Raw genomic sequence first — 12,358 nt, forward strand, 5'->3', positions numbered from 1 at the left:
CGTCTTACTTCAGTTCACCCGCGCGGACGTAGGCCGCCTGCAGGGTGCTGTGAAACAGATCGTCCAGCGCGCCGTCGCGCATCAACGCAGTCAGACCCGCCTGGGTCGTGCCGTTCTTGCTGGTGACGGAGTTGCGCAGCTCCTCCAGCGTCAGATCGGACTGGCGGGCGGCCTCGACCGTGCCGCTAACCGTATCGAAGACCAGCGTGCGGGCCGTGTCATGGTCAAAGCCAAGCGCCTCGGCGGCGGCGACATAGCTGCGCAGCACCTCGAAGATGTAACCGGGGCCGCTGCCGCTGACGGCGGTCAGGCGGTCGATCCGGTCTTCGCTGTCGACCGGGATGCAGGTGCCGGTCTGGTCGATCAGGTCCGTGATCTCTCGCGTCTGCTGCGCCGTGCAGCGGTCGTTGGCATAAAGCCCCGAGACGCCCATCCCGACAAGGGCGGCCATGTTCGGCATGACGCGCACGATGGCTGCGTCACCGACGACCTTTTCCAGCGACGCAACGCTGGCGCCTGCCGCGATCGACACGAAGGTGCCGCCGTCTTTCAGCGAATGTACGTAGTCCGGCAGCACATCTGCGATCATCTGCGGCTTGATCGCGATCAGGACGACGTCGAAGGCCCCGGATGGCAGATCTGTCGCTTTTGACACATGTGTCACGCCGTCGGGCAGGTCGCTGGCCGCGGGGTCAGCGACGGTGAAACTGTGTGCGCCGTGGCTGGTCCACTGGCGCAACATCGCACCACCCATCTTACCGCAGCCGATCAAGAGTATGTTCATCTTCGTCTCCTTCTTTCGCTTTGACCGCATCGACCGTCCGGTCGTGGCGATGCCGCCTTGCACCGTCTCGCAGCCCCGCGACGCGACGCCCGTTTCCGGGTCGGTGTGCGCTTGCCGATCCTTGGCCCCGGACCGCGACCTGTTTGCGCTTGGGGGGCAGGTCCATGTTACAAGCCGGCGAATCATTGAATGGGCAGTGCTACAGGGCTGCGTCGAACGACGCAAACCGATAGCACTTTATCCATTCCGAACAACAATTTACCGGAGGCACCCATGCCTAAGAAGAAAAAGATCGTCGTCAAGATCGGATCGAGCCTGCTTGCGAACGACGAGAATCTGACCCTGCGCTATGCCTTTATCAACGGGCTGCTCAGCGACCTCGCGCAGCTGAAAAAGGAAGGTTACGACATCATCCTGACGTCCTCCGGGTCGGTCGCCCTTGGCCTGAACATGGTCGGCAAGCGCCCCGAAGATGCGGGTATTCTGGACAAGCAGGCGGCGGCCGCCTGTGGTCAGCCGCTGCTGATGAATGCCTACCGCCAGATCGCGTCGGAACACAACATGGACGTGGCCCAGATGCTGGTGTCGGTCGGCGACATGGAAGAACGGCGCCGGTTCCTGAACATCAAGAACACCATGCTGCGGTTGTTCGAAAACGACATCCTGCCGATCATCAACGAAAACGACTCGGTCGCGACCCGCGACCTGCGTGTGGGCGACAACGACCGCCTATCCGCCAAGGTGGCCCAGATGGTCGAAGCGGACCTGCTGGTCATCCTGACGAGTGTCGACGGCCTGTACGACCGCGATCCGTCCGAACCGGGCGCCAAGTTCATCGCGGAAATCGACGATGTCAGCGAACACCTCGAGTCCACCACCGCCATCAGCGCCCTTGGCAGCGGCGGCATGCTGACCAAGATGCAGGCGGCCAACATGGCCCAGAACGCGGGCGTTGAGACGATCATCGCCGAAGGCATCATCGAACGGCCGATTTCGTCGGTCCTGCACAAGGAACGCCGGTTCACCCGTTGCCTTGTCACCGGCAAGACGGCGTCGCCGCTCATGGTCTGGCTCAGCAACAGATTGCAGGTCTCGGGTACGCTGGTCGTGTCGAACGCCGTGGCAGAGGCCGTGGCCGGCGGTGACTACGGGATCGGTCGGCATGACATCATATCGATCCAGGGCGATTTCACCAAGGGCGATGTCCTGCATGTCTATGACGAAGACGGCACGGAAGTCGCGCGCGGCCTGACGAACTTTTCGTCGGAAGAGACGATGCTGATGGCACGGCACCTCGACATGAATGTGGAAGATGTGATCGGCTACAAGACGAAAAGCGACGTGATCGGTGTCGAGAACATGCTGGTGCTGGAGCAGAACCACCTGCCGCTTGACGCGCCACAGGACGACCCGAAGCTGGTCGTGCCAGCCTAGGACTGTTCCTGCATCGCGATGACGGGTGCCACCGCGATGCAGGCCACGGCAGCCGCTGGGGACGGGCTGCCTGATCGTTTCAGGGGCGGCCCGTCCCAAGATCACGCAGGCCCCCTACCCTGCCGTCGCGGCCCGTTGTAGGAGCGGGGGGTGCGCTGCGCCTTGCCCGTCAAACGACACGGTCACAGGCAGCGCAGGACGGCCCCGCGATGCCATGTGACAGGATACGAAGCGCCACCATGTTTCTGCCAGACCGCAGCCGTCTTTCAGACCGCTCCCGCCTTTTCGCGCTGACCGGCTTTCTGCCGGCGGGCGTCGTGCTCTTGATGGTCGCCTTCGAATATACGGGCCAGTCGGGCTTTGCCATGGCAGCCTCGGTCCTTGGGGTCGCGGCGGTTGCCATCTTCAGCCTTGGGGTCAAGGCATCCCGCGTCGCATTCGTGTTCATTGCCTTGGCTCTGGTCGTCTGGGCCGCCCTGACCCGCGCGGACTGGGGGGCCGCCACCGTGGCCGCCACCCAGCGCGGTGCCATGGTCATTGCGCTGTTCACCGCCCTGACGGCGATCCGCAACGCGGCGATGACCGCACCCGAGATCGTGGAATGCGGTCGGTTTCTGGCCCGCCAGCGCCCCGGATTGCGCTATACCGCGCTGACGATCGGCGGGCACCTGTTCGCGCTGATCCTGATCTATGGCTCGATTTCCCTGCTGGGCACGCTGGCCACCGAAAGCGGGTCGCAGGACAAGGATCCAGAGATCACCCGTCAGCGCACCCGTCGCATGATGATCGCCATCCAGCGCGGGTTTGCATCGACCCTTTGCTGGTCGCCGCTGGGGTTTTCGATGATCATCACCATCGCCGTCGTGCCGGGTGCAAGCTGGTCCGCAGCCGCCCTGCCCGGCATCGCCAGCGCGCTGATGATGATGGTCATCGGCTGGGGTCTGGACGCGCTGTACAAGACCCGGCGCCCCGTCCAGCCGCGCCCGCAGGAAACCGAACGCTGGCTGATCCAGCTGCGCCCCCTGTTGTTGCTGCTGACAATCGTGATGGCAGGCGTGGCGCTGCTGCACTTCGCAGCCGGGGTCGAGATCATCGGGGCCGTCATGTCCCTTGTGCCGGTCGTCGCGTTCGTCTGGATCGCGCTGCAGGACCCGCCCGCGGGCCAGTCCCGCGGCGCGCACCTGCGCGACCGAATCTTGGGGTTCATCACCCGCGAATTGCCCGGCTACCGTGGAGAGATGGTCCTGCTGTTCATGGCAGGCTTCATCGGCAGTCTGGGGGCCTACCTGCTGGTGCCGCTGGTGCAGGCGCAGGGTCTGGACCTGACGACCCTGCCGCCCTGGGTGATCGTCGCGGCGATGGTCTGGATCATTCCGATCACCGGCCAGCTGGGCATGAACCCGATCCTTGCCGTGTCCCTGCTGGTCCCGATCCTGCCGGCGCCAGAGGTCATGGGCATCCCCCCCACGGCATTGGTCATCGCGATCACCAGTGGCTGGGCCCTGAGCGGCGCGACATCGCCCTTCACCGCCTCGGTGATGCTGGCAGCCTCGCTGGGGGGTGTGTCGCCGCTGCGCGCGGGTCTGGGCTGGAACGGGGTGTATATCCTGGTTGCCGGCGCCGTGTTGACAGGTTGGTCGCTGCTGCTGCTGACTGTGCTTTAAATCCGTAGGCTTTCGGACTGCTGAATCACGGTTTTTCAAGGTCAGTGACATGCTGGGGCATCAAGGCGGATATGCCCGATGCCCCGGCATGTGTATCAAATATATTTTTGATGCACACAGCATTAATATGCTTTACGGATTACACCTTAAACACGGATGTGCATCAGAAATCTCTTTGCTGCACACAATCGCGGTTGGGATTTTCAGATGGTCGACCTTCACATCACTTCGCTGTCTCGCAGTGCACAGGTCGCCTATCAGGATCTGTTGCGCCTGCATCTGGAGGAGACGGCCTCGGGCCTGATTGGATCCGTCGAGGCGCGTCATCGCAACGGGCGGACGTATCTTTATGACCGCTTCCGGATCGGGACCCAGATGAAGTCTCACTATCTTGGCGAAGACACGCCCGACCTGCGGGACCGGCTTGCCTCTGCCGCGCGGTTGAAGACCGAGGCGGAGGAACGGTCGAAAGGCATGAGCCGGTTGGCAAGACTGCTGCGGGCCGAAGGGATGATCACCACCGACAGAGAGACCGGATCGCTGCTGCTGGCCTTTGCGCGCGCTGGCGTCTTCCGTCTTGGCGGCACGCTGGTCGGCACCGCGGCCTATAGTCTGTATCAGGGCGAGTTGGGTGTCCGCTTTGATACGGATGATCTGGCGCAAACGGGTGACATCGACTTTGCGAGCTTTGAACGCCTGTCCGTCTCACTTGGCGACCGGGTCGAGGAGGATCCGGGTGACATCCTGAAGACCCTGAAATTCGATCCTGTCCCGGGCGTCTTTGATCGTCAGATATGGAAATGGCGGCAAAGCAGCGGTGCTGCGATGGTCGAATTCCTGACGCCGGCGTTCGGTGAAGAGGTCGTCAAACCGCTGCCGGCGCTTGGGGTCTCTGCGCAGGCGCTGCACTACCTCAATTACCTGATCGCCGATCCCATCCACGCCGTCGCACTCTATCGGTCTGGCGTCCTGATTCAGATTCCGCGTCCCGAACGGTTTGCGATCCACAAGTTGATCGTAGCAGACCGGCGATCCGGCGGGACGGACCAGGGCAAGTCGATCAAGGATCGCGGACAGGCCGCCTTTCTCATTGCCGTGCTCGCTCAGGACAGACCGGATGACCTCGCCGAGGCCTATGCGGACGCTTTGTCCCGCGGGCCGCGGTGGCGACACCGGCTGACATCGAGCCTGAGCAAGATGCCCGAGACGGGCGATATCCTGTCTACCTTGGTCAAATAATTCGTCAGATTGACTACTAAGCGGCGGGTGAGTCCCGATGCCCCTGAGGCTGATATGGCAAGGCAGCGTAGAAATTGTCAGCTGACAATTTTCGGCCCATCGCACATGACCAGCCTAAAAAGCGTGGTGATGCGCGGACCGATTGTCAGCTGACAACTTATCGGGACGCCGGGAGACAGAATTGTCAGCTGACAATTTCCCGGCACGGCGCAGGGCCACGGCCTGAAGCATCGGTCGCAGATCGAACCCACCTGCCCGTCCTTGTTGCGTCAGATGGCGTAGATACGCGCCCGGGCTGTCGATCTCGCGCAACCTCTCGAGAATGCACAACACCGCAACGCTCGCTGCGTTCTGACCCAATGTCCGTTGCGCTGCGATCATGACCGGATGATCAATCCCGATCATCGGTGCAATCCGGCTGGCAACGTCGTGCAGGTCCTGCCAATTGCGCACCGGTGCTGGAAAGTAGCACCGGTATTCTGTGCAAATTTCCGTCACCTCTCGCAGTGACGTTCGCTGATTGTGAGCTTCAGAGTCAGAGTTATATTTTGTTTCCACATGTATGTGCCGCTCATTCTGATCGTCGGCGCCGCTCATTTCATCGGCGTCGCAGGCTGTGGTGGTCGGTGTCAGCCGGTCACGCAGGGCATCCGCGATGCAGGCCAGTTCCGTCAGGGCGGCGTTGCGCCGCAACACGCGACGCGCGGTTTCGGTCAAGTGATCTGGACCAAGCTGATCGATGACGGCTTGCCGCAGTGCGATGACGGTCTGGCGGGCCACTGCAATCTCCTCGGCTTGCATCCGATGTTCGGCAGCGGCTTGCGCGATCTGTTCAGCCGCACGGGCGAGGGGTGAGAGGTCGAACCCGAAGGCGAGCGCGATCCGCTGCCCGATCCGCCGCGCAAAGCGTTTGTGGTTCGGACTGTCGCGTCGGTTGACAACGCCAAGCGCGACCAGCTGGGCCAAGTGACGACGCAAAGTGCTCTCGGGCATGCCATTCAGCCGGTCCGACAGGGTGCGATTGGCGGGAAAAACGATGGCTTCGTGTGGCTGCACCGAAATTTCGCGGCCCGGATGAAAGGTCATCAGCGCCTTGAGAACGCCAAGCGTGCGGTGCGACAGGCCGAACGTGGACGCCGCCTGTGTCAGCGCGGACAGGATGTCCCATTTGTCGACCGTGGTCGCGGGACACAGCTGCGCCGGACCACTGCCAGCGAAAAGCGTGGGTGATGTCATGTCATGTTCACGATGGACGCAAAAATTTAGGCCCCGCCCGGCGGGCAGAGTTGACAGATCGGGAAGTGCTGGCTATCTCGATAGTGCGAGTATTGAGAAGGGCCTTCCGGGTGTATGCCTGGGGGGCTTTTTCTTTTTAGGTCTGGTCTCGTGCCTCCGTTGAAGTTGCGTTGCCTTCGGAACGATCGCTGGTCCAGCGGTCGTGAAGCTCGTTCAGCAGGGTCTCTGCCTGTGCCGCCAGCCAATCGTCGAAACCGGTGGCGGGGATCGTCAGCGTCAGACCCTTCGTGCCCTTGCGCAGCTGCGCGATGACCGTCCCGTCGGGGGCGGCAATGGCCTGCGGGGCAGGGCGGTCGGGCTTGGTGGCCGGTGCCTTCATCTCGGCGCGGCGAAAGGCTTCTTCGAACCGGGCATCTGAATTCAGGCCGGTGAAATCGGGACGCCGGGTCACGGTGATGGCGCGGGATTTTGCCGCCGGGTCCTCGAACAGGGCAGCCAGCGCCATCCAGCGATCGCGGCCGATGCTGGGTGCGGCACCGATCACCCGCAGAAACGGCAGATCGAAGGCCGTGCCGACCTTTAGCATGCGGCTGACCATTGGCAGGTCCATCGACAGCGCCGCGGCGATTGTCTGCCGGTCGAAATCGGCCGCCTGCATCTGTGCGGCAAAGCTGGCTTTTTCAATAAAGCTGAGGTCCTTGCGGGCGGTATTTTCCTGCCCCTGCGCCAGCACCAGCGCGTGATCGTCCAGTTGGCGCACCATGGCCTTGACGGTTATGTTCAGCGCCTTGAGCGCGCGCAGCCGACGGCGGCCATAAACGATCTCGAACCGGCCAGGTTTCGTTGCGTGGGGGCGCAGCAGCACCGGCACCTGCTGGCCGTAGGTCGCGAGGCTCTCCTGCAGCGCGTCCTGGTCGGCGTCCTGCAATGTCAGCCGGTCTTCCAGCCCCGCATCGTCGATCAGGGCAGGGTCGATGTCCTGCACGGCGCTTTCCTGCAGCTTCGTCAGGGAGGACTGCAACGCGCCGACGGCCCCTTGCGGGGCCCGGCGCGGTGTCGGTTGTGTCTCGGTCCGGGCGGAGGGTCCGCCCATCAGGATGCCTTTGCGTGCCATTATCTGCCCCATGCTTTCTGGATCAGCATTTCGATCTCGTCATTCACCAGATTGAGTGAATCGACCGCACGGTCGTAGGTGTTGCGGTGAAACTGGGTCCGGTCCACCTCGTAGACGGTCTGATGCGTCAACCCGGCGTCGGAAATCGCGGTTGATTTCAGCATCGGCGCGACCATGACCTCGTCCCCGAAAAGCTGCCGCAGGAAGGCCACGACCTGCTGTTGCGGGCCGTCGTTGGGTTCGTAGCGGTTGATCAGAAAGCGCAGGAAGTCGAATTCCATCTTGGCCCCGGCGTGGCTGACGACGTCGAGCAGATCAGCGCTCATCTGCAGGAATTGCGACATCGAGGCCACGTCGAGCATGTTCGGCACGATGGTGATCAGCAGACCCGTCGAGGCACAAAGCGCCGACAGCGTCAGGTAACCCAGCTGCGGCGGGCAGTCGAAGACGATGACGTCGTAATCCGCCTCGACATCCTGCAGGACAGTGGCCAGCCGGGCAAAGAAGGGCGGCTGCGCGTTGGCCATCAGCGCGCGCGGCGTTTCGTGTTCGAATTCCTGCAACAGCAGACCCGCCGGGGCGAGGTCGATGCCGGTAAAGAACGTGGGCTGGATGATGCTGCGAAAGGGCAGGGGGTCTTCGTAGCGGATCGCGTCGTAAACAGTCCCTGTTTCAAGGAAATCGACCTCTGGCCGAAAGCCGAACAGGGTCGTCAGGGACGCCTGTGGGTCGATATCGACGCAGAGCACGCGGTAGCCTTTCAGGGCCAGCCGCTGGGCGGTGTGGATCGTACTGGTGGTCTTGCCCGAGCCGCCCTTGAAGTTCAGGAACGACAGCACCTGAACCTTGTCGCCGGGCCGCCGCCCCTTGGCGTAGGTGCCGGGTTTCTTGGCTCCCGCCTCGAGCGTGGTGCGGATATCCAGCAGATCCTGGGCGGAATAGTGACGCCGCCCCCCGGCAGAGGTATCGACCTCTGGCGCGCGGCCTTCGAAATGCAGCTTGCGCAGGAAGCTGGCCGAGATATTGAGGAGTTCAGCCGCCTCTGACGCGGAAAAGTGGCGCAATTCCTTGGTGGCGTTCGGGGCAAAGACCTTTTCCATATGATCCTGCAACGCCGCCGACAGTTGTTCGGCGTTTTCGCGGATGCGCGTGCTGATCTGGAATGTGTCGCTCACCTGTTCGTCCTTGCCCGCCGGCTTGACTGCCGGTCTGTGTCGTTTGTCGAGTAACGCTTTTTTGCGATAGCGCACTCTTTAACGTTCTATAGACGACAAATCTGGAAGTTGGCAATCTTTTCCATCGGCTGTGTGTCGGAGTGAACGCACCATATCTGGTGGGTCCGTTGCTGAAATTCCACAAAAGAAGAACAAGATCCCCTGATTTCAATGGCTTGCGGAATATTCTCCAACGCGAAACGCGCAGGGCGTATGCGGACCCGGCAGCGACAATTGTCTCGGTGGATCAGGCCGATCAGGCTCTATGATTGGCAAAATCGCCTGCGACAGACCGTGTTCCGGCGGCTGTCAGAATCATGCCGGTCCCGGTCGGACGTCGTCAGCTCCACGGCCCATGACGCTTGCCCCGTTTTACTGTTGGCACTGTGCTCGACATTGCGGCGGGGGAGGGGGCCTTGCGACCCGGCGCCATCTGCCGCAGGGCTGCGATCCGGTTTTCCGTCGCCGGATGGGTCGAAAACAGCTTGTCGCGGCCGTGGGCGTGCAAGGGATTGATGATGAACATGTGGGCGGTGGCGGGGTGACGTTCTGCCGCGTCATTATCGATCCGTGCGGCACCTTGCTGGATCCGCTCCAGCGCAGAGGCAAGCCACATGGGATTGCCACAGATCTCGGCCCCGATGCGATCGGCCTCGTATTCGCGCGACCGGCTGATTGCCATCTGCACGAGGGCGGCGGCGAGGGGAGCGAGGATCATCATGGCGATGGTGCCGACGATGCCAAGACGCTCGCGCGAGCCGCCGAAGAACAACGCGAAGTTCGCCAGCATCGAGATCGCACCGGCGAAGGTCGCGGTCACGGTCATGATCGCCGTGTCATGGTTGCGGATATGCGCCAGCTCGTGCGCCACGACGGCGGCGACCTCTTCGCGGCTCAGGCTTTGCAGCAGACCTGCGGTGACGGCCACGGCCGCGTTGGCCGGATTGCGCCCGGTGGCAAAGGCATTGGGCTGGGGCGTGTCGATCAGATAGACGGCGGGCATCGGCAGGCCGGCGTTCCGCGCAAGGTCCGCCACCATGTCGTGCAGGCCCCGGCGGTCGCCGGCGCTGATCGGTTGCGCATTGTGCATGCGCAGGACCATCTTGTCGGAATTCCACCACGAAAAGGCGTTCATCGCCACTGCGACCGCAAAGGCCACGGCGATGCCGCCGGTGCCGGCCAGCAGATACCCGACGCCCAGAAAAAGCGCCGTCATCGCGGCCATCAACATGGCTGTCTTTGCGTATCCCATCGCGTGTCCTTGCGTCCGTTCCCCGTTCATATGGGGAAGGCCGCGGGATTTAAAAGAGTGTGCCCGGTTGCGAAAATGTCATCCGACGCGGCGCAGGAACGCGATGGTCCGCTCGTCCTGCGGATGGTCCAGCAGGTCCGCTGGCGGACCCTGTTCCACGATCCGCCCTTCGGCCATAAAGATGATGCGGTCGGCGATTTCGCGGGCGAATTGCATCTCGTGGGTGACGATCAGCATGGTCTGGCCCTTGTCCGCGACGCGGCGCATCAGGTCCAGCACCTCGCCCACCCATTCGGGGTCGAGGGCGGATGTCGGTTCATCGAACAGCATCAGGTCGGCATCGAGCGCCATCGCGCGGCCGATGCCGACCCGCTGCTGCTGGCCGCCGGAGAGGGCGGCGGGGTAGGCGCCCGCCTTCTCTGACAGGCCCGTCTCGCGCAGGATGGTGTCGGCGCGGGCGTTGGCCTCGGCCTTTGTCTGGCCCTTTACGGTGATCAGCGCCTGCGTGATGTTTTCGCGCGCGGTCTTGTTGGCGAAGAGGGCGTAGTTCTGGAACACGAAGGAGGTCCGCCGGCGCAGGGCGAGGATCTGCGCCTTGGTGACACTCTCTGCATCGACGGTCAGATCGCCGACGCGGATCGTGCCGCTGTCGGGCCGGTCGAGGTAGTTCATGCAGCGCAGCAAGGTGGACTTGCCGGTGCCGGAGGGACCGATCACGACGACCCGCTCGCCCGGTGCGATCTCGAGCGCGATGTCGCGCAGCACATGGGTGTCGCCAAAGGATTTCGTGAGGCCCGTGACAGAGATTCCGGCGGTTGCGGTCATCGGGCGTGCGCCTTGTTCAGATACACCTCAAGATGGCGCTGCGCGAAGGCCAGCGTTTCGACCATCACCCAATAGATCGCGGCGACGACCAGAAACGCCTCAAAATAGAGGAAGCTGCCGGCAGCTTCCTTCTGTGTGGCGCCCATCAACTCGGTCACGCCGAGGGTGAAGGCCAGGGACGTGCCCTTGATCATGTCGATGAAGTAATTGACCAGCGTGGGCGCCGCGACGCGGGCGGCCTGTGGCAGGATGATCTGGCGCATCATCTGGCCTTGGGTCATGCCGACGGCCTGCGATGCCTCCCACTGGCTGCGGTCGACGCCAAGGATCGCGGCACGGATGCTTTCGGCCATGTAGGCTGAAAAATGCAGCGTCAGGCCCATGATCGTGGCGGTCACGCCGTCGATGTTGCCGATAAAGGCAAAGACCTGCGGCAGGCCGTAGTAGAACAGAAAAAGCTGCACCAGCAGCGGCGTGCCGCGAAAGAAGCTGATGAAGAGCCGCACCGCCCAGTCGAGGACGGGGACGCGGAAGACCCGTTCCACCGCCATGACCGAGGCCAGCACCAGCGCACAGATCATGCCAATGAAGGCCATGAACAGCGTCAGCGGGACGTAGCCCAGCAAAACGGGCACAAGGCTCAGCATGTAGTCGACGTCGAGCGCCCGCATCGCTTTACTCTGCGACCGTGATATCGGTGCCGAACCACGTGTCGGAAATCTCGGCCAGAGTGCCGTTGTCCTTGAGCGTGGTGATCGCAGCGTCGACCCGGTCGCGCAGCGCCTTGCCCGCGTCGTCGTTGCGGAAGGGCAGGGCGTTGCGGATCTCGCTGAACGGCTTGCCGGCGAGGGCGAGCGGCAGGGGGCTTTCCGCGATCAACTGCGCCGAGGAGACGCGGTCCATCACGAAGGCATCGACGCGGCCAAGGGCCGTGTCCTGCGCGATGTTGCTTTCATAGGTGCGGATGTCGATGTCGGCGGCATTGGGCAGCGCGTTCAGCAGCTCTTCGAAGTTGGACCCGAGGTTCACGGCGACGGTCTTGCCTGACAGGTCGGCGGGGCCGGTGATCGTGTCCTCGTTGCCGGCCTTCACCACGACCTGCGCGCCGTCAAAGACGTAAGGCTGCGAAAAGGCGAACTTCGCCTCGCGGTCCGGCGTGATGGTGATCTGGTTCGCGATGGTGTCGATGCGACCCGAATCCAGCGCGCCGATCAGACCCGAGAACGACATGGTGACGAAGTTCACGTCGTCGCCGGTCTCTGCGGCGATGGCGTTCATGAAATCGACCTCGAACCCCTGCAACTCGTCCAGCTTGACGAAGGTGAAGGGGAAATAGCCGCCCGACATGCCGACATTGATCGTGTCGGCCTGTGCTGTGCCGAGGGATGCCGCAAAAGCGAAGGCGGCGAGTGAAATGGGTTTCATCATGGGTCGATCCGTCCAGTCTGTCTGTGTTGGACCCTCAGGTAACATGGACAGTTCGGACTTCAACACGCCGGGCGAACTCAGGACCGCTGTCAGACATACGCCAGCAGGATCGGGAAATCCTTCTACAGCAATGCATCGTTCCGGAACGGCGTCGGGCGCCGCTGCGGT

11 protein-coding genes are annotated in these 12,358 nt (G+C 62.9%); 3 read left to right on the plus strand and 8 right to left on the minus strand.

Features of this window, described 5'->3' with window-relative positions; genetic code table 11:
* Positions 1–4: 4 nt before the first annotated feature.
* The gene (locus GLR48_RS23975; RefSeq protein WP_237066550.1) at positions 5–784 is read right to left on the minus strand and encodes a pyrroline-5-carboxylate reductase family protein; all 780 of its coding nucleotides are present in this window, start codon (positions 782–784) and stop codon (positions 5–7) included.
* Between the two features lie 273 nt (positions 785–1,057).
* Between GLR48_RS23975 and proB the strand changes: the two genes are divergently transcribed.
* From proB to GLR48_RS23990, 3 genes are all read left to right on the plus strand, one after another.
* A complete protein-coding gene (gene proB / locus GLR48_RS23980) occupies positions 1,058–2,218 on the plus strand; it encodes a glutamate 5-kinase (protein ID WP_237066552.1) in 1,161 nt (386 codons plus the stop codon).
* A gap of 239 nt (positions 2,219–2,457) precedes the next feature.
* Positions 2,458–3,882: a hypothetical protein gene (locus GLR48_RS23985; protein WP_237066554.1), complete on the plus strand. Its 1,425-nt coding sequence runs from the start codon at positions 2,458–2,460 to the stop codon at positions 3,880–3,882.
* 207 nt (positions 3,883–4,089) lie between these two features.
* Positions 4,090–5,121, plus strand: a complete 1,032-nt coding sequence (locus tag GLR48_RS23990) for a nucleotidyltransferase family protein (RefSeq protein ID WP_237066556.1) — start codon at positions 4,090–4,092, stop codon at positions 5,119–5,121.
* Positions 5,122–5,235: 114 nt separating this feature from the next.
* Here the strand turns inward: GLR48_RS23990 and repC are convergent, their stop codons facing one another.
* From repC to GLR48_RS24025, 7 genes are all read right to left on the minus strand, one after another.
* Positions 5,236–6,357 carry a plasmid replication protein RepC gene (gene repC / locus GLR48_RS23995; RefSeq protein ID WP_237066558.1) on the minus strand — a complete coding sequence of 374 codons (1,122 nt, stop codon included), beginning with the start codon at positions 6,355–6,357 and terminating at the stop codon, positions 5,236–5,238.
* Positions 6,358–6,493: 136 nt separating this feature from the next.
* Entirely contained in the window at positions 6,494–7,471 is a 978-nt protein-coding gene (repB, locus tag GLR48_RS24000; protein WP_237066560.1) for a plasmid partitioning protein RepB, read from the minus strand.
* A complete protein-coding gene (repA, locus tag GLR48_RS24005; RefSeq protein WP_237066562.1) occupies positions 7,471–8,646 on the minus strand; it encodes a plasmid partitioning protein RepA in 1,176 nt (391 codons plus the stop codon). The genes repB and repA overlap by 1 nt, the downstream gene beginning before the upstream one ends.
* Positions 8,647–9,025: 379 nt before the next feature.
* Positions 9,026–9,937 (minus strand): zinc metalloprotease HtpX, encoded by a 912-nt coding sequence (gene htpX / locus GLR48_RS24010; RefSeq protein WP_237066564.1) that lies wholly within the window; start codon positions 9,935–9,937, stop codon positions 9,026–9,028.
* A 78-nt stretch (positions 9,938–10,015) separates the two neighbouring features.
* Positions 10,016–10,762: an amino acid ABC transporter ATP-binding protein gene (locus GLR48_RS24015; RefSeq protein WP_237066566.1), complete on the minus strand. Its 747-nt coding sequence runs from the start codon at positions 10,760–10,762 to the stop codon at positions 10,016–10,018.
* Positions 10,759–11,433: an amino acid ABC transporter permease gene (locus GLR48_RS24020; RefSeq protein WP_237066568.1), complete on the minus strand. Its 675-nt coding sequence runs from the start codon at positions 11,431–11,433 to the stop codon at positions 10,759–10,761. Before GLR48_RS24020 ends, GLR48_RS24015 begins: the two co-directional genes overlap by 4 nt.
* 4 nt (positions 11,434–11,437) lie before the next feature.
* Positions 11,438–12,190 (minus strand): amino acid ABC transporter substrate-binding protein, encoded by a 753-nt coding sequence (locus GLR48_RS24025; protein WP_237066570.1) that lies wholly within the window; start codon positions 12,188–12,190, stop codon positions 11,438–11,440.
* Positions 12,191–12,358 lie beyond the last annotated feature (168 nt).

Origin of the sequence: Loktanella sp. M215 (assembly GCF_021735925.1) — a bacterium.
Classification (GTDB): domain Bacteria; phylum Pseudomonadota; class Alphaproteobacteria; order Rhodobacterales; family Rhodobacteraceae; genus Loktanella.